This is a genomic window from Micromonospora sp. NBC_01796 (genome assembly GCF_035917455.1).
Classification (GTDB): domain Bacteria; phylum Actinomycetota; class Actinomycetes; order Mycobacteriales; family Micromonosporaceae; genus Micromonospora_G.
In genome coordinates, this window is the sequence record NZ_CP109078.1 from 6,896,583 (window position 1) to 6,913,070 (window position 16,488).

General features: G+C 66.4%; 18 protein-coding genes. 15 read left to right on the forward strand and 3 right to left on the reverse strand.

All coding sequences use genetic code 11. The features are described 5' to 3' along the window. Nucleotides 1-12 precede the first annotated feature (12 nt). The 5 genes from OIE47_RS30790 to OIE47_RS30810 all read left to right on the forward strand — a co-directional run bounded on the left by OIE47_RS30790 (nt 13) and on the right by OIE47_RS30810 (nt 3,905). Nucleotides 13-612 (forward strand): hypothetical protein, encoded by a 600-nt coding sequence (locus tag OIE47_RS30790; RefSeq protein WP_326558033.1) that lies wholly within the window; start codon nt 13-15, stop codon nt 610-612. A 178-nt stretch (nt 613-790) separates the two neighbouring features. Next, a complete protein-coding gene (locus OIE47_RS30795; RefSeq protein ID WP_326558034.1) occupies nt 791-1,258 on the forward strand; it encodes an HAD domain-containing protein in 468 nt (155 codons plus the stop codon). Nucleotides 1,259-1,402: 144 nt separating this feature from the next. Next, nucleotides 1,403-3,034 carry a sodium:solute symporter family protein gene (locus OIE47_RS30800; protein WP_326563285.1) on the forward strand — a complete coding sequence of 544 codons (1,632 nt, stop codon included), beginning with the start codon at nt 1,403-1,405 and terminating at the stop codon, nt 3,032-3,034. Nucleotides 3,035-3,048: 14 nt separating this feature from the next. After that, complete coding sequence (locus tag OIE47_RS30805) at nt 3,049-3,375, forward strand: hypothetical protein (RefSeq protein WP_326558035.1); 327 nt, start codon at nt 3,049-3,051, stop codon at nt 3,373-3,375. A gap of 98 nt (nt 3,376-3,473) precedes the next feature. Beyond that, nucleotides 3,474-3,905, forward strand: a complete 432-nt coding sequence (locus OIE47_RS30810; RefSeq protein ID WP_326558036.1) for a PPOX class F420-dependent oxidoreductase — start codon at nt 3,474-3,476, stop codon at nt 3,903-3,905. A 50-nt stretch (nt 3,906-3,955) separates the two neighbouring features. On the opposite strand, the gene OIE47_RS30815 is transcribed toward OIE47_RS30810, so the two are convergent. Beyond that, nucleotides 3,956-5,251, reverse strand: coding sequence for a cytochrome P450 (locus OIE47_RS30815; protein WP_326558037.1), 1,296 nt, complete (start codon nt 5,249-5,251; stop codon nt 3,956-3,958). 629 nt (nt 5,252-5,880) lie between these two features. Between OIE47_RS30815 and OIE47_RS30820 the strand changes: the two genes are divergently transcribed. The 7 genes from OIE47_RS30820 to OIE47_RS30850 all read left to right on the forward strand — a co-directional run bounded on the left by OIE47_RS30820 (nt 5,881) and on the right by OIE47_RS30850 (nt 13,511). After that, the gene (locus tag OIE47_RS30820; RefSeq protein WP_326558038.1) at nt 5,881-6,678 is read left to right on the forward strand and encodes an inositol monophosphatase family protein; all 798 of its coding nucleotides are present in this window, start codon (nt 5,881-5,883) and stop codon (nt 6,676-6,678) included. 148 nt (nt 6,679-6,826) lie between these two features. After that, on the forward strand, nt 6,827-9,199 hold the full coding sequence (locus tag OIE47_RS30825; RefSeq protein ID WP_326558039.1) for a glycoside hydrolase family 95 protein: 2,373 nt from the start codon (nt 6,827-6,829) through the stop codon (nt 9,197-9,199). A gap of 129 nt (nt 9,200-9,328) precedes the next feature. Then, nucleotides 9,329-9,535 (forward strand): hypothetical protein, encoded by a 207-nt coding sequence (locus OIE47_RS30830; RefSeq protein WP_326558040.1) that lies wholly within the window; start codon nt 9,329-9,331, stop codon nt 9,533-9,535. A gap of 85 nt (nt 9,536-9,620) precedes the next feature. After that, a complete protein-coding gene (locus tag OIE47_RS30835; protein ID WP_326558041.1) occupies nt 9,621-9,926 on the forward strand; it encodes a hypothetical protein in 306 nt (101 codons plus the stop codon). A 278-nt stretch (nt 9,927-10,204) separates the two neighbouring features. Further along, nucleotides 10,205-10,774: a MerR family transcriptional regulator gene (locus OIE47_RS30840; protein WP_326558042.1), complete on the forward strand. Its 570-nt coding sequence runs from the start codon at nt 10,205-10,207 to the stop codon at nt 10,772-10,774. 218 nt (nt 10,775-10,992) lie between these two features. Next, nucleotides 10,993-12,627, forward strand: a complete 1,635-nt coding sequence (locus OIE47_RS30845; protein ID WP_326558043.1) for a P-loop ATPase, Sll1717 family — start codon at nt 10,993-10,995, stop codon at nt 12,625-12,627. 320 nt (nt 12,628-12,947) lie between these two features. Further along, nucleotides 12,948-13,511 (forward strand): NUDIX hydrolase, encoded by a 564-nt coding sequence (locus OIE47_RS30850; protein WP_326558044.1) that lies wholly within the window; start codon nt 12,948-12,950, stop codon nt 13,509-13,511. Here OIE47_RS30850 and OIE47_RS30855 read toward each other — a convergent pair. Beyond that, a complete protein-coding gene (locus OIE47_RS30855) occupies nt 13,508-14,701 on the reverse strand; it encodes an XRE family transcriptional regulator (protein ID WP_326558045.1) in 1,194 nt (397 codons plus the stop codon). The genes OIE47_RS30850 and OIE47_RS30855 overlap by 4 nt on opposite strands. A 228-nt stretch (nt 14,702-14,929) precedes the next feature. Here OIE47_RS30855 and OIE47_RS30860 point away from each other — a divergent pair, with 228 nt between their 5' ends. The 3 genes from OIE47_RS30860 to OIE47_RS30870 all read left to right on the forward strand — a co-directional run bounded on the left by OIE47_RS30860 (nt 14,930) and on the right by OIE47_RS30870 (nt 15,967). Then, on the forward strand, nt 14,930-15,226 hold the full coding sequence (locus OIE47_RS30860; protein ID WP_326558046.1) for a hypothetical protein: 297 nt from the start codon (nt 14,930-14,932) through the stop codon (nt 15,224-15,226). A 53-nt stretch (nt 15,227-15,279) separates the two neighbouring features. Further along, a complete protein-coding gene (locus OIE47_RS30865) occupies nt 15,280-15,576 on the forward strand; it encodes a DivIVA domain-containing protein (protein ID WP_326558047.1) in 297 nt (98 codons plus the stop codon). Nucleotides 15,577-15,727: 151 nt separating this feature from the next. Then, entirely contained in the window at nt 15,728-15,967 is a 240-nt protein-coding gene (locus OIE47_RS30870) for a hypothetical protein (RefSeq protein WP_326558048.1), read from the forward strand. An 89-nt stretch (nt 15,968-16,056) separates the two neighbouring features. Here OIE47_RS30870 and OIE47_RS30875 read toward each other — a convergent pair whose 3' ends face one another. Further along, entirely contained in the window at nt 16,057-16,458 is a 402-nt protein-coding gene (locus OIE47_RS30875; RefSeq protein WP_326558049.1) for a YciI family protein, read from the reverse strand. Between the last annotated feature and the right edge of the window lie 30 nt (nt 16,459-16,488).

Below are 16,488 nucleotides of genomic sequence, written 5' to 3' on the forward strand. Positions count from 1 at the left end.
AGAGGATCCATCATGCGGCTCACCCGCATCGTCGCCTCGGCCATGGCGGCATTCGTCATGGCCGGCGCGCTTGCCACCATGACATCCAGCCCGGCGGCCGCCCAACCACAACCGCCCTATCCGCCGCAGCCGCCGGTGCTGACTCTGAGCGAGTCGGCCGTGGCGATCGGCGAGGAAGTGACGTTGTTCGGCCGGTTCTACGGCCCGACCGAGACCGTCGACATCGTCTTCACGCCACAGGCGGCGGCGGCCGGTGCCGTCGAGCGGACCACCGTCCGTCAGGACAACGGCACGACCGTCGCGATGGTGCCGGTCGCGTACCCGTCGGGACCGCCGCCGGCGCTGGTCGCGGTGACCAACGCCCAGGGCGAGTTCCAGATCACGTTCGACGCGGACTGGAAAGGCACCTGGCTGATCACGGCGACCGGTCGCGAGTCGGGCCTGAGCGCGAGCGTCGTGCTGACCGTGGTGCACCGCCAGTTGCCGGTCACCGGTAGCTCGCTCGGTCGCCAGCTCGGCGTCGGTGCCGGGCTGCTGCTCCTCGGTGTGGTCCTGGTCCTGTTGACCGTGGTCCGTCGCCGTCGCGGCGGTATGCGCGCCGGTACGGCCTGATCCGAACCGCGGGGAGGATGGCCGATCTCCCGTGGTGGCGTTTCGCGCCTGAGCGCCGGTCGGACGAGCGAGAGCTTGTCCGACCGGCGCTCGCCCATGTCCGAACGCGTACGCAGTTGGTCCTGATGGCGGCCGTCGTGGCACCACTTCCGTCGCCGGTCCGGCCACAATTGATCAGATGAACCGTCCCCTGCTGTTCCTCGACATCGATGGGGTGCTGAACCCGTTCGACGGCCCCTGCCCCGCCGGTTTCTCCGAACACGACCTGTTTCCGGGCGAGGAGTCCATCCGGATCAACCCCGGTCACGGTGCCTGGATCACCGAGCTGACCGCCACCTTCGACGTCACCTGGGCGACCAGCTGGAACGACGACGCGAACCGCCTCCTCGTACCGTTGCTGGGCATTTCCCCGCTGCCCGTGCTCACCATGCCGCCGGTGCCGTTCCATCCGAACGCCAAGGTGCCGCTGATCGCCGCACTGGCCCAGGACCGGCCGACCGCGTGGATCGACGACGCGCACACCCACGAGGCCCGGACCTGGCGCGACAACCGGAGCGCACCGACCATCCTGGTCGCCGCCGACCCCGCCGTCGGCCTCACCCGCGCGCACGTCGACCAGATCCTCACCTGGTCCGCCGGCCTGTGACCGCCTGAACTCTCGCCACCGCACCGTGATCCGCCAGACAGGAGTGAAAACTTCTCACCTCGGGTAGTAGCCGCCCCGCGCCGCCGGTCTGTGCGGTGCCGGTGAAGGAGGGGTGGCGGCGTGGATGGCGGCCTGAGACTGAACATGAACGCGCTGGACTACGTGATCCTGGCGCTCTACTTCGTCACGGTGCTCGGGGTGGGCTTCATGGCCCGCCGGGCGATCCGGAACAGCACCGACTTCTTCCTCTCCGGCCGGTCGCTGCCGGCCTGGGTGACCGGGCTGGCCTTCGTGGCGGCGAACCTCGGTGCGCTGGAGATCATCGGGATGGCCGCCAACGGCGCCCAGTACGGCATGATGACCCTGCACTACTACTGGATCGGTGCCGTACCGGCGATGGTCTTCCTGGGCATCGTGATGATGCCCTTCTACTACGGCTCCAAGGTCCGCAGCGTTCCGGAGTACCTCCGGCTGCGGTTCAACCGGCCGACTCACCTGTTCAACGCGCTGAGTTTCGCGCTGGCCCAGGTGCTGATCGCCGGGGTGAACCTCTACGCCCTCGCGCTGGTGATGCAGGCACTGCTCGGTTGGCCGCTCTGGCTGTCCATCGTGGTTGGTGCGGCGATCGTGCTGGCGTACATCACCATCGGTGGGCTGACCTCGGCGATCTACAACGAGGTGCTCCAGTTCTTCGTCATCCTCGCCGGGCTGATCCCGATCACCGTGATCGGTCTGGTGAAGGTCGGCGGCGTCGACGGGCTCTTCGACGCGGTGCGCTCCTCGGAACTCGGTGAGGCCGGGCTGCACACCTGGGCCGACACCGGCAGTTCCGCCAACCCGCTCGGCGCGAACTGGATCGGGCTCGTCTTCGGCCTCGGTTTCGTGCTGTCGTTCGGTTACTGGACCACGAACTTCGCCGAGGTCCAGCGGGCACTGTCCGCGCGGAACATGAGCGCCGCCCGGCGTACGCCGATCATCGCCGCGTACCCGAAGCTGCTGATCCCGGTCGTGACGGTCATCCCCGGCCTGATCGCCCTGATCACGGTGCAGGGGCTCGGGGCGGAGAGCGGTGCGTTGCAGTACAACAACGCGATCCCGCTGCTGATGCGCGACCTGCTGCCCAACGGGGTGCTGGGGGTTGCGGTGACCGGCCTGCTCGCCTCCTTCATGGCCGGGATGGCGGCGAACGTCAGCGGCTTCAACACCGTCTTCACGTACGACATCTGGCAGTCCTACGTCCGACGCGACCGTGACGACGACTACTACCTGCGGGTGGGCCGGATCGCCACCATCGGCGGTGTTGTCGTCGGCATCGGTACGGCCTTCATCGCGGCCGGCTTCAGCAACATCATGAACTACATCCAGACGCTGTTCTCCCTGTTCAACGCCCCGCTGTTCGCCACCTTCATCTTCGGCATGTTCTGGAAGCGGATGACCGCCTGGGCCGGCTTCTGGTCCCTGCTCGCCGGCACCGTCGGCTCGCTCGCCACCTACCTGCTCTACCTGGCCGACGTGCTCAAGTTCGACTCCGACCTGGAGGAGAGCTTCTGGGGCGCCGGGGTGGCGTTTGTCCTGGTCGCGATCGTGGCGGCGGTGCTGACACCGTTCGGCGTGCCCAAGCGCGACGACGACCTGCGGGGCCTGGTCTACGGCCTGGGCGGGGTCGACCTCAAGGGCGACGTGCTCGCCGGTGACGCCGCCTGGTACCGCTCGCCGCTGCTGCTCGGCGGCATTGCCCTTGCCCTGTCCGGTCTGCTCTACCTGCTGGTCCTCTGAGAGAGGTGGACACGATGCCCGAGAACACCGAGCCGAGCACCGACACGCTCGACCCGACCGACGCCGAGCGCCGCTCGGCCGCCGCCCGCCGGTTCGACCTGCGCCGGGTGATCGGTGGGCTGTTCCTGGTGTACGGAGTGATCGTCACCGGGATGGGTCTGTTCGACTCCGACGCCGAGATCGCCAAGGCCCAGGGCGTACGGATCAACCTCTGGGCCGGGCTGGCCATGCTGCTCTTCGGCCTCGCGTTCCTGCTCTGGCAGTGGCTGCGCCCGGTCGAGGCCCCTGAGCCGTCGCCCACCGATCGGGATGCCGGCAGCCCCGACGACCCGGCCCGCTGACCGGCCCCGGCCGTCGCACGCTCGTTCCCCTTGACCTTCACACCGGTCTGAGCGTTGATGATTCTGTCAGGACCATCACGACCCTCGGGGGTACGCGCATGACCGCCACACCATTCGACCCACGTACGCTGCTGGCCGCAAGCCGGCTGGGAGTGCTCGCGACGATCAAGGCTGACGGCCGTCCCCAGCTTTCCCCCGTGATGCCCTTCTACGACCGGCAGGCCGGTGTCCTCTACGTGTCGATGACCGAGGGGCGGGCCAAGACGGCGAATCTGCGTCGTGATCCTCGGGCCACACTGGAGGTCACCAGCCCGGATGGCCGCGAGTGGGCCACCGCCGAGGGCGTCGCGACCCTGACCGGTCCGGGATCCGACCCGCACGGTCCCGAGGTCGAGGCGCTGGTGGACTACTACCGCCTCGCCGCGGGGGAGCACCCGGACTGGGACGAGTACCGGTCGGTGATGGTGTCCGACCGCAGGGTGCTCATGGTGATGACCGTCGACCACGTCTACGGCGCCAGCATCCGCTGACCGCCACCGGTCCTGCGCGTCGCCGCCCGAACGGCGAGCGCGGTCCGGCGTCAACCGGTGACCGGTAGGAACCGTGCCCGGAGCCCCACCGGTGCGAGCCGGCCGAGGAACTCCGGGTCGGCCGTCTGCGCGTTCGGCGACTCGATGGTGAAGCGTTGGGCCAGGCGTGAGGTGGCGAGCGTGAGCTGCCGCATGGTCAGTGCCGACCCCACGCAGACCCGTGGACCGGCACCGAACGGAAGGTACGCCACACCGGGCGCCGGTCGTCCGGTCAACCAGCGGGTGGGGTCGAACTCGTCCGGTCGTTGCCACCACCGTGGGTCCCGGTGGATCAGGTACGGATTGAGCAGCACGTCGTCCCCGGGGCGCAGCGACCACCGGCCCAGAGTCGTGGCCGTACTGGCAGTGCGAGTCATCAGCCACACCGGCGGGTAGAGCCGGAGGACCTCCTTGACCACGGCCTCGGCCAGCGGAAGCCGCGCAGCCGGCCGGGCGTCACCGCCGCTCGACCCGTTCGCCTCCGCGCGCAGGTCGGCGGTGAGTCGAGGTTGGCGGGCCAGTTCCCGGACGATGGAGGCGAGCGCGGCGGCGGGGACACCGTGGCCGCCCATCAGGATGCCGCGAAGGGTCGACATCACCGCCCGGTCGGGCATCCCCGGATCGGCGGCGAGCAGCAGGGAGAGCAGGTCGCCGTGGGTCGCCCCGGTACCGGAGGCACGCCGCCGCGCGACGATCCCGGTCAGGGTGTCGATGGTGTGCCGGTGGGAACGGAAGAAGCGGCGGTTGCGGCGCAGCGGCAGCCAGGCGGGCAACTGGTACGACGTGCCGGAGAACGGCCGGGTGACGTCCAGGCTCTCGGCGAGCAGGTCGGGGATCTCGGTGGAGTCGGGACCGAAGCAGTACTCGGAGATCGACCGGGCGGTGAACGTACGCATCAGGGGGAGCACGTCACACTCGGCACCGGTCACCGAGTCCGTCACCTCGTCCAGGATCTCGACGGTCCGGTTGTCCGCCGTGACAGAGGCGGAGTGGTTGAGCCCCGGCCACACCGTACGGCGCGCGGACATCCAGGAGCTGCCCTGCCGGGCGGCCTGCTCGACGTCCCGTCGGGTGTCGAACGGTGCCAGTTCCGTGACGAAGTCCTGGTTCGTCCGGGCGAGTACGTCGTGGGTCAGGTCCGGGTCGATCACGAACACGGTCCGCTCGTCGTACGAGAAGACGTCGCCGTACTCCGTGTGGCAGCGCCGGAGGAACCCGATCCGGTCGTTGTCGTACGCCGGGATGTTGCCCATCAGCCAGTGCCCGCGCGGACCCGGCGGTCGACTGGTCTCCTTGACGTGTGCCATCCGGGCCCCCCAAGAGAGAATCACAGGATCCCCGTCCGGGGATCCTGTGATCGCTGTGTGTTCCGTCGTCGTGGTGGGAGTCGTTCCTGGCAGTGGCAGGGCGCCGGACTAGTTCTCGTCGTAGCCGTAGAACCAGTACGGGTAACGTCCGCTGACCTGGGGCTTGCCCACCAGGCGAGCCGCCACGTGCCGCAGCATCCGGGTCATGAGCACCTCCTACATCGATAGGGGACGATCATCTGAGCGGATCGTGTCACAGGGGATTGCGCCCCGGCAACGGGTCCCGACGCGGGCCACTACGGTGTGGGAACCGGGAAAATCGCCTCCCGAGACGACCCCGGAAACGTGGGGGTGGAGTGGCCACGACCGCTTCGCGTCGGGGGAGAGTGCCCTGACCGGCGGGTACCCGGGTGTTGTCGTCACCCGGTGGCCACCTGTACCGCCGCCGACAGTCGATCACCAGAGCGGTCGTCGACAGCACATGGCTCCAAAAAGGACTATCCCGCTGACGCCGGCATCACCGTACGCATCAGCACAAGATCGCATCGGCCCGTCCTGGACCGCGAATACGGCGGCCCGGTCGCTCGTGCGGCCGGAGTGCAGCGGCTTTGCCCCGATATGCTGCACAAATGATCAACTCGTTCACGGGAACCGATGATGCAGGGGTGGCGATAGCCGCGGCAGGTGCCGGCGCCGAGGTGGTGCGCGGCATGTACGGCCAGCGGCTCACCCGGATCGACAAGGGCGCCGGGGACTTCGCCACCGCCGCCGACGTGGCGGCCGAGCGGTCGATCCTCGACGTCATCCGGGCGGCGCGGCCCGACGACGCGGTGCTCGGCGAGGAGGGCGGGCAGCAGGGCGCGGCCGACTCCGTACGTCAGTGGTTGGTGGATCCCCTCTGCGGCACCCTGAACTACGCCGTCGGGAACATGCTGGTGGCGGTCAACGTGGCACTGCGTGACGGTGCGGCAGCGGTGGCCGACCCGTTCAGCGGCGAGATCTTCTTCACCGACGGTGAGACGGCACGGGTACGCCACAACGGACTCGACGCACCCCTGACCCCCACACCCGCCACCCAGTTGGTCGACGTCAACCTGGATCCGCCGTTCCCGAACGCGCCCGGATTCCGGGCCGTGGAGCTGATGGCCCACCCCGACTTCGTGGCACGGTTCCGGCCCCGGGTCGTCTCCACGACGCTGGCGTTGACCTGGGTCGCCGCCGGCAAGCGTGCCGCGTACGTCACCGACGGTGGTGACCTCTCCGGGAGCGTGCACTTCGCGGCGGGGATCGCGATCTGCCGGGCCGCAGGTTGCGTGGTCACCGGCATCGACGGCGCCCCGATCGGACCCGGAGGCCGGGGACTCGTGGTGGCCGCCGACGCGGAGACCCACAGCCAGCTCCTGTCTCTGGTCCGCACCAGGCGCTGAGGGCCGGCAGCGGCTGTTGACATCCCCGGACGCCCGACATAATTTATGAAAACATCGGATCGATGATGGCCCACGTCGTCCGCCGGATCCCGCAAAGTCCCGATCCAGCCGGTAGAGATCCGATGAATGCGTCGGAAGGGAAACCACCGTGCTCGAATCGTCCCGTCGTGACTTCCTCCGCCTCACCGGTGCGGCCGGGGCCGGTCTCGCGATCGCCGGCGCCCGCCCGTTCGCCGCGAACGCCGCCCCGGCCCGTCCCACCGAAGCCACGCTCGTCCCGGACGCCCAGGCCACCACGCTCTGGTACCGCACACCGGCGAAAGAGGACCAGATCATCCGGGAGGGCCTGCCGATCGGGAACGGTCGACTCGGTGCTCTGACCGGCGGCAACCCCGCCGATGACGTCGTCTACCTCACCGACGGCTCGTTCTGGACCGGTGGGCGCAACGACACCCTCCAGAGCGACGGACAGCTCCCGTACGACGGGAACGGCTTCGGCAGTTTCGGTCTGCTCGCCCAGGTACGCGTCGCGCTCACCGGCCACAACCCGCAGACGTACACGGACTACCGCCGCACCCTCGACCTCAGCAACGGGATCGTGTCGGTCAGTTACCGGATCGGGAAGGCGCACTACCGGCGGGAGATCTACGCCAGCCATCCCGACGACGTGATCGTCCTGCGGCTCACCCAGTCCGGCGGCGGCACCCACACCGGCGCCGTGTCCCTGGTCGGCACCCACGGCGAGACCACCACGGCCGCCGGCAGCCAGGCCAGCTTCGACGGCACCCTGCCCAACGGCCTGCGGTACGCGGCGGCGGTCACCGCGGTCGGCACCGGCGGCCGGATCGGGACCGACGGTTCCAAGGTCACCTTCGAGGGCTGCCGGGAACTGCTGGTGGTGATCTGCGGGGGCACCGACTACTCCCGTGACGCGGCGAAGAACTTCCGCGATCCCGCGGTCGACCCGCTCGCGCTCGCCCGTACGAAGATCGCCTCGGCCGCCCGGATCCCCGGAGCCGGCCTGCTCGCCACGCACGTCGCCGACTACCGGCGGCTCTACGACCGGATGCGGTTGCGCCTGGGCGAGTCGAGCCAGGTGCAGCGGGCACTGGACACCTGGTCACGGGTTGCCGTCCGCTACACCGACCCGACCACCCCCGACCCGGAACTGGAAGCAATGTACGTCCAGTTCGGCCGGTACCTGAACATCACCGGCTCCCGTGACCGCCTGCCGATGAACCTCCAGGGCATCTGGGTGCACAACAACAACCCGGACTGGTACGGGGACTACCACACCGACATCAACATCCAGATGAACTACTGGCTGGCAGACCCGGCCGGGCTCGGCGAGACCGGGCACGCCCTGGCCGACTACTGCGTGTCCCAGTTGCCGGTCTGGACCGACGTGACCCGGCGGCTGTACAACGACCCCCGCAACCGGTTCCGCAACAGCAGCGGAAAACTGGCCGGCTGGGCGGTCGCGTTCTCCACCAACATCCACGGCGGCAGCGGCTGGGTCTGGCACCCGTCCGGCAACGCCTGGCTGTGCAACTCGCTGTGGCGGCACTACGAGTACAGCCTGGACCGGGCGTACCTGGAGAAGATCTATCCGGTGCTCAAGGGAGCGGCCGAGTTCTGGCAGGCCCGGCTCATCCCGACCACCGTCACCGAGCCGGACGGTACGACCCGCGAGGTGCTGATCGACGACAACGCCTGGTCTCCCGAGCACGGCCCGGACGCGAAGGGCATCACGTACGCCCAGGAACTCGCCTGGGACCTGTTCCAGCAGATCAAGGTCGCCTCCGAGGTGCTCGGCCGGGACGAGGACTTCGCCGCCGAGGTCACCGACCTCCAGGCCCGGCTCTACCTGCCCAGGGTCAGCCCGAAGAGCGGCTGGCTGGAGGAGTGGATGACCCCGGAGAACCTCGGCGAGACCACGCACCGGCACCTCTCCCCGCTGATCGGTTTCTACCCCGGCGACCGGATCAACACCGACACCAGCCCGAAGGAACTGATCGACGGCGTACGGGCGTTGCTCACCGCCCGGGGCATGGACAGTTACGGCTGGGCCTGCGCGTGGCGGTCGCTGTGCTGGTCCCGGCTCAAGGACGCCGAGAACGCCTACCAGCTCTACCTGACCGTGCTGCGGCCCTCGATGAACAACGGAAACGGCACCTCGGCCAACCTGTTCGACATGTACAGCCAGGGCAGCTACACCATCTTCCAGATCGACGCGAACCTCGGCGGTGCCGCCGCGGCGCTGGAGATGCTGCTCTACTCCCGCCCCGGCGTGATCGAGCTGCTGCCCGCGCTCCCGGACGCCTGGGCACCCAACGGCGAGGTGACCGGCGTCGGCGCCCGAGGCGGCTTCGAGGTCGATCTCGCCTGGCGCAACGGCAAGGTGACCAGCGCAACGATCCGCAGCGTCGGCGGCACCGAGACCGAGGTACGTGCGGGGACCTGGCGGCGCCGGATCGCGCTCAAGCCGGGCCGGTCCGTCACCGTGACCCCCGGCCGCTGAAAGTCTCCGCTACCGGTACGCACGTCACGATCGTGAGGAGTTCGGCTTCGCTCCCGTAGGCCGAACTCCTCACGATCCCGAAACCACTCAGGGGCGGCGAGCAGGCCGCGAGTTCGGTACCGTCCCGCCGTGAACCTTGGATCTCAGCGGACCACTCACAAACGGGCCCTTGGCACCATAGCGATCCTCGCCGGCCTCTTCGTATCGGTAGTGTCCATGATGGACGACAACGCCGTTTCGGTGGCAGCGCTCGTCCTCTCGATAGTCCTGGTCCTGACCGGGGTCGGACTGCGTATCGAGGTGGCGATCAACGAGTCCCGGAGCTACAGAGGTTGAATAGTCTGGGTTACGGCGACTGGCTTGTCGAGTGGGGCTGACGATGGTGGACGGCGCGCCTGTGCGTAATTCACGGATTCTTGGTGTGTTCGCCGAGATCGTGCTCGCTCCGCTGGGAACCCTGCGGGCTGTGGAGATCGCCGGACGGGGCATCGCCGCCGAGGCACGTTGCACACTCGCCGTGCTTGCGGACAAGACGCCCTCGGGTTCGGATGCTGCGCTTCAGGCTGGCCTTGCATACGCTGACCGGCTGATGGAACTCGGCACGATCGAGGACGGTCTTGTCGAGTTGTGGCGCAGTCGGCGCGCGGAGGACCTCGACGATGGGGCCTTTGAGAAAGCGCTGCGTCACCTCGTCGTGCGCTTGGAGGCGTGGCCGGGCAGGAAGTAGACCGCTTGAGGTTGGATCGGCCGATGCAGCGGTTTATCTCTGGCGACGGCGGTGGCTGCTCGGCGGTGAGCCCGAGCTGGCCTCCAAGGGCCGGTCGGGTGGCGGCTGCCGGCTGCCTGACGCCCAACTCGATGCCCTCGTGGCCGCGCTCGAGGAGGGTCCTGCCACGCACGGCTGGGTCGAGGACCAGTGCTGGACGTTGGCCCGGGTGGAGGAGCTGATCATGAATGGGGGTGGTGGGTTGACTCTCGGGTGGGTTGAGACCTGATGCTTGCGGGGTGGATGACAAGGAGCTTCTCAACATCGGTGCGTTTGCGCTGCTCAGCGGCTTGTCGATTGCGGCGCTGCGGCACTACGACGAGATCGGGCTGTTCAAGCCGGCTCGTGTCGACCCCGACAGCGGCTACCGCCAGTACGCGCACGACCAGGTGGAGCAGGCCCGGCTGATCTGTGGCCTGCGTGCGGTCGACCTGCCCATCGAGGAGATCCGGGTGCTGCTGGCGGGGAGCAGGGAGCTTGTCCCGCCGGCTCTCGACGCCCACCGGGAGCGCCTCGTCGCCCAGGTGCGTGAGCTGTCGCAGCGGGTCGTGGCGGTGGACGAGTTCATCGAGAAGGGGGAGCTGATGCCCGAGTTGCAGACTGTTCGTCCGGCGCAGATCAGGATCGGGGTGACGGACGTACGGGCTGCGGCAAGCTTCTACACGAAGGCGTTCGATGTCGTCTTCAACGAGGCGATCGACTCGATAATAGTCGGCAACGACCACAGTGCGTGGTTTTGTTCATTATCCTGGGTAAATCAACCCCCGACTTGGCCAGCCGTGGCGACACCCACTTCCGACTGCCGGTAGGCGACGGGGCTGCGTTGGTCCGGCGACATCGTGTTGATCACAACCCGTCTGCCTGGCTCGCCGCCATCAATGCTGAAACGTCTCGGGCTGACCTGCGCAAGAGCTTTGTCGACAATGCGACGAGGGGTTATCGGACATCAGTGCCATTACATAGGGTGGTGACTTCGTTGCGTTTGCCAGAATACTTGGAGTGTCGGCGACATTAAGGACGGTATGTAGTGGCCAGATCCGCCGCAAAACCAAACGTGCGTCGACGAATTCAGAGCGACTTCAATCTCGGTGGCGGTGCTGCGGAAGCAGATGGCCTACTTCAGGAAGCGTTTTTCGAATCAGGCCATTACCGTGCCATAGCTAGTCGCACGGAACGAAAGTGTTTCCTTGTTGGGCGCACGGGTAGTGGGAAGTCGGCCGCGCTGCGGAAGGTGGAAGAAGAACACCCGTCGCATGTCATCCGCATCAACCCTGAAGATTTGTCCCTGCCTTACATAACTGATCTCGGAGTGATTCGGTATCTCTCTTCACTTGATGTGCACATGGATCCGTTGTTTATAGCGCTTTGGAAGCATGTGCTCCTCATAGAGGTTATCAAGCATCGCTATAACGTGGATTCCCCGGGTGCCATGCAGCGCTTCATGTCCACTCTGATGGATCGCATAAGGCGCGATCGGAGCAAGCAAGCCGCACTGGAGTATCTCGAAGAGTTCGAAGGCCGCTTCTGGTGTGAAACCGACGAAAGAGTAAAAGAGATTACGAAGCGCTTCGAGAATCAAGTCGAGGCGGAAGCCGGGGGGAAACTCCCGGGCGCGTTTAGTATCAAGTCGGGCGGTAGCTCAAATTCGGCGATTGAAGAGCGAGCTGAGCTAGCCCAACGGTTCCAGCGGATAGTCAACGAGACTCAACTTCCTCGTCTCAACAAAATGATGACAGTGCTCGATGACGACATCCTTGACTCCCCTCAGCACTATACGTACGTGGTGATCGATGACTTGGATCGCGACTGGGTTGACGAGAAGGTGAAGAACGACCTAATACGCTGCCTCTTCCGTACTGTCGCTGAGCTGGTAAGGGTTGACAATCTAAAGATTCTTGTGGCCCTACGTACCAACATCCTTGAATCTCTAGATTTTGGGCAGGCGGGGGGACAGGAGGAGAAGTTTCGAGACTTGAGTTTGCGTGTGCGGTGGACCAGGGGGGATCTCCAAGAGTTATTGGACGGAAGAACGCGGGTGGCGGCAGAAATGCATGGCCTCGCGCATATCCACTCGCTGGCCGATTTGCTTCCCGTGCCAACAAAGACGCAGAAAGACCCGCTCGATGTCATATTGAATCGGACGCTCATGCGACCACGCGACGCGATCGCGTTTCTTAATCAATGCTTGGAAAACTCTAGCGGGGACGAAAGAATAACGTGGGAAGCGATTTACGCGGCGGAGCAGGCCTACTCCGAAGACGGGCTTCTCGCGTTGCGCGATGAGTGGAAGCCAACCTATGCGGGCATCGATCGCGTCTTGCGAATCTTCACTGGTGCATCTCGAACGATAAGCAAAAATGACTTGATAGTGCGTATGGACGATTGCATCCTTCTGACGACGGAGCATGATTTCGCCGGTAATCGATGGATGGTCGAGGCTGGCAGTGTTGCTCTGTTCGGCCATGGGGATTGGGCCGATATGTATCATCCGCTCGTGAAGCTTCTCTATAATATCGGCTTCTTGGGGTGTTCGCTGGGTAAGAAAAATCCTCTGATTTACAGTCATGACGACAGTGACTTTATGAATAAAGTCGCCAACCTGCGCGAAGTTGCATTCTTTTCGGTACACCCAGCTTTTCAACCGGCTCTCGATATTAGCTAGCGACGTTGATGCTTTGGGTGTTGGCCATGCGTCACTCTCGGCCCCCCGGGGCCTGGCGCGGCCCAACCCCAGTTCAAGATGGTCCGACGGCGGATGAGCCGTGCCGACGTAGAGGTCGTGCGACCCGTTGAAGAGGGGAATGACGATTCTCCTTGGACGACGTCGGTTCGGAGTGGATGAGGACGCTCAGCATCGTCACGGGCGGTTTCAGGAGTCGTAGGCGTTAGCGTCTCGGAGAGCAACTTGTACTCGGGCTCGGTCGGCTCAGCGGGCTCAGTACGCGAGCTGAGGAGATGTTGACGAGGCGGTAGCGTCGGACCATGACCGATGACAGCCCGGACTCGATGCGTTGGCGGGTGTACGGCGAGCGTGCCATCTACGATCACCGTTGGGTACGTCTGACGTTGGCAGACGTCCAGCCGCCGGGAGGTGGTGACCGGTTCGAGCACCATGTGGTCAGGCTGTTCCGAGCTGTCGTCGCTGTGGTCATGGACGACCAGGACCGGGTGCTGATGCTGTGGCGGCATCGGTTCGTCTCTGATCAATGGGGCTGGGAGCTGCCTGGTGGTGTCGTGGATGAGGCTGAGGACGAGGCGGTTGCGGCCGCACGGGAGGTCGAGGAGGAGACCGGTTGGCGCCCGGGTCCGATGCGCCGCCTGGTGTCCTACCAGCCAATGACCGGGATGGTCGACTCGCCGCACGCAGTTTTATTCGCACGGAATGCCGAGCTCGTCGGTCCGCCGAGTGATCCACAGGAGGTCGGCCGGGTCGAGTGGGTGCCGCTTGCTGCGGTACGCGACCTAGCGGCAAAGCAGGAGCTCCTAGGCTCCGGGACCTTGATTGGCCTCCTGCATGTGCTCGCCTTCGGCCCGCCGGCAGACTAAACGACGTTTGCGAGGGACAGCATCAGCCGGTCGAGCCGTCGTCGGTGTCGGAGGGATCCGGTGCGGTTTACGAGCATCCGGGCTTGTCCCGCTTGACGTCGTGCTTCGCCAAGCTCGCCGCTGGCGTAGTAGGCCTGCCCGAGATCGATGCGGAGACCGGCCTGTGCTCTCGCGAACGTGGGGTCGAGACGGTCCAGCGCACGATGCAGGTCGGCCAGGGCGCCTGCGTCCCCGAGCTGCGCCAGCGCGTTGCCTCGCCATCTGGCGAGGTGGCTCTCGTTGAGGAAGACGCCGGGTACGTCCGCGTCGCGGGATTCCGCGCCGGATGGCAGCGCGGCGGAGGCCTCGTCCAACGCCGCCCGGCACGCTAAGTCGTCTCCGCTGATGGCGGTCATCTCGGCTTCCGCCGCCGCCAACCACGCCAGCAGTCTTGCGGGGGATCTACCTAGCGCCGATCTCCGGGCTTCCCGGATGAGTTGCACCGCAAGGTTTGTGCGGCCCGCGTCGACCAGCACGTAAGCCTGCTCGCCCATGGCATGGGCGAGCAATGCGGGATTCTCTGCCTCAACAGCAGCACGGCGTGCGGTCTCGTAGTGCCGCCAGGCTCGATCTACAGCACCAACGTCCAGCGCTTGCCAGCCGGCGAGGGTTGAGGCGCTGGCCAGCACTTTTGCTACGGGCCGCCTGGCAGTGGGTAGTACCGCGTAGGCAAGCGCGTTTTCAAGTGTTGCGAGATGCGCGTTCATTCGGTCAACGAGAATGGCCGCGCCGAGCTGGCGGTCCATCGTCCGGAAGAGTTCGGTCTGTTGGACGAGAGTGTCGATCATCAGGGGGTCGATGGCGGTTGCTGTCTCGATTTTGTCGGCCAGCTCGGTGTATGCCTCGTCGAGCGAGGGAAGCTCACGCTCGGGGTCCACAGCGAACAGCTCGCCATCGGTTTGCCCGAACACCTCCCGCAGCACTGCGCGGTATTCCGGTCCAATCGCCCGGCGGCTGTTCTCCCACTCCGAGATATAGACCTTCAAGCTTGCGGTCGTGACAGTCGGCTGTCCCGCTGCGGCCAGGCGGCGTTCGATCTCATGCACCAGCCGGCTTTGTGACCAGCCGCGGGACAGCCGTGCGTCCCTGATTCGGCTCGACAACCCATGCTCCTCAGCGTGCAACTCGGTCGGCTTCTCACGGATAAGCATGCCCTGTTGGTTCGATGAATCACAGGGGTTAACACCCGGCTGTTAATAGCCATGACCTATCGCGACAGTGTCGGGCGGAGTTTGCTCGATACGACAGCTACTCACGATGGCGTGGCTGGTCAACGATGACGGATCGGGATCCTGGGCTGTCGAAGCTGCGGAGATTGTTTAGGCGCTGGCCGCTCTGGTCGGTGCCCGTCTGACGATCGAACAGGGGTTCTTGTGGGCATGCCCGAACCGGGTGACGTGCTCGGCGTAGGAGCGCCCGCTTCGGTCCAGTTCGGTGGCGCGAGTGCGATCACCTTCCGGGTCACGGTCGTCTCGAAGCAGCCCACGTACGACGGCTGGGTCTGGCTGACGGGATACGTGCTCAACCGGAAGGGCGAGGCGACGGAGAAACGCGAGATCTTCGTGCAGCTCGACGGCCTGCGCCTGCTCGCCCGCCCCCATAGGACGACTCAACTGGCCAGCCAGCCCGCAACCCCGACCGCGACCACCAGCAGACCAACCGGCACCCGCCGCTGACCCCGTCCGGCGCCGCTACCTAGCGACGAAGGAACCCCGAGCAAGAAGGAGAGATGAGAATCGTGACCTCGGCCGTAGGAGTCTCCCGAGTGGTCCAGCGACTCACCCGGTTGCGACCCGAGCAGGTTCGACTCACCCGCTTTCGGCGTACGCGGATCGGTCGTCGCGGGTTGGCCGAGGAGCAGGTGTACGCCTTCGTGCGGCGGGTGACGGACGAGCTGGTGGCGCGGGACGCGACCGAGGCGGCGTTGCGCGAGGAGAACCTTCGGCTCAAGGAGGCGCTGCGCGCCTGGCACACCGAGCAGGCGCGACTCCGGCCGGTGAACGCGGGTCGCTGGACCGACCGGTAGCGGAAGGCGGTGCGATCGGTGGCGAAGATCCTGAAGCACGGGCGCGTACGCCGGTGGTGGCGTCCGTGGCGGGTGGCGTGCGCGTGCGGCTGGCCGTACTACCCCTGTTATTACGTACGCCAGCGGCAGGCCAACCGCGGAACCGGCGGCGATGGCTGACCAGCCCGCGCTGCACGGCCCCTCGCGTCCCGACTGGGCGTGCATCGCCTGCGGCACGCCCTGGCCTTGCCTGATGCGGCGGCGCCAGTTGAAGGAGCTGTGCCAGTGCGACCCCGACGTTTTGCGCCGCTACCTGACGCCCTACCTCCAGGTCGCCCGGACCGAGTTGACCGAGCTGACCGCCGAGCAGCTCGATGACCGCTTCCTGGGATGGTTCGGCGAAAGATCTTAAGGCCCTAGGGAATCCGGGGCCAGCACGCCGAGGACCTGCGGCGCCAACTCGCGCAGCAGGTCCTCGATGCGGAGATCGCTAGTCAGCCCTCACAGGTCCTGCGGCGGGGCGGACAGCACCGGGTGCACCTCGATCGGCATGTTGAGCGGACGTCCGCCGGGGCCGGGCGCGGTGGAGATGTACGCGGCCAGGTCCACCGCCCGCTGCGGGCTGTCGCAGTCGACGATCCAGAAGCCGGCGAGGAACTCCTTCGTCTCGGCGAACGGCCCCTCGGTGACCACGGGCGTCCCGCCCTCACCGGCGCGGACGATCCGGGCCTGCTGCGGGCCACCGAGGCCCTGCCCGTCGACCCACTCGCCCGCGGCGGTGAGCTTGCCGTTGACCTCGCCCATGAACGCGATGTGCGCCTGGACCTCTTCCTGCGTCCAGTTCTCGATGCCGGGGAAGTCCGTTCCGGCGGCGCTGAACTGCATCAGCAGCATGTACTTCATGTTTTGCTCCTCATGGCTGTGCACCCTCTT

Bases quoted from the DNA above. Each gene is read 5' to 3' on its own strand.
- OIE47_RS30790 (WP_326558033.1), top strand. From the start codon at position 13: ATGCGGCTCACCCGCATCGTCGCCTCGGCCATGGCGGCATTCGTCATG.
- OIE47_RS30795 (WP_326558034.1), top strand. From the start codon at position 791: ATGAACCGTCCCCTGCTGTTCCTCGACATCGATGGGGTGCTGAACCCG.
- OIE47_RS30800 (WP_326563285.1), top strand. From the start codon at position 1,403: ATGAACGCGCTGGACTACGTGATCCTGGCGCTCTACTTCGTCACGGTG.
- OIE47_RS30805 (WP_326558035.1), top strand. From the start codon at position 3,049: ATGCCCGAGAACACCGAGCCGAGCACCGACACGCTCGACCCGACCGAC.
- OIE47_RS30810 (WP_326558036.1), top strand. From the start codon at position 3,474: ATGACCGCCACACCATTCGACCCACGTACGCTGCTGGCCGCAAGCCGG.
- OIE47_RS30815 (WP_326558037.1), bottom strand. From the start codon at position 5,251: ATGGCACACGTCAAGGAGACCAGTCGACCGCCGGGTCCGCGCGGGCAC.
- OIE47_RS30820 (WP_326558038.1), top strand. From the start codon at position 5,881: ATGATCAACTCGTTCACGGGAACCGATGATGCAGGGGTGGCGATAGCC.
- OIE47_RS30850 (WP_326558044.1), top strand. From the start codon at position 12,948: ATGACCGATGACAGCCCGGACTCGATGCGTTGGCGGGTGTACGGCGAG.
- OIE47_RS30855 (WP_326558045.1), bottom strand. From the start codon at position 14,701: ATGCTTATCCGTGAGAAGCCGACCGAGTTGCACGCTGAGGAGCATGGG.
- OIE47_RS30860 (WP_326558046.1), top strand. From the start codon at position 14,930: ATGCCCGAACCGGGTGACGTGCTCGGCGTAGGAGCGCCCGCTTCGGTC.
- OIE47_RS30865 (WP_326558047.1), top strand. From the start codon at position 15,280: ATGAGAATCGTGACCTCGGCCGTAGGAGTCTCCCGAGTGGTCCAGCGA.
- OIE47_RS30870 (WP_326558048.1), top strand. From the start codon at position 15,728: ATGGCTGACCAGCCCGCGCTGCACGGCCCCTCGCGTCCCGACTGGGCG.
- OIE47_RS30875 (WP_326558049.1), bottom strand. From the start codon at position 16,458: ATGAAGTACATGCTGCTGATGCAGTTCAGCGCCGCCGGAACGGACTTC.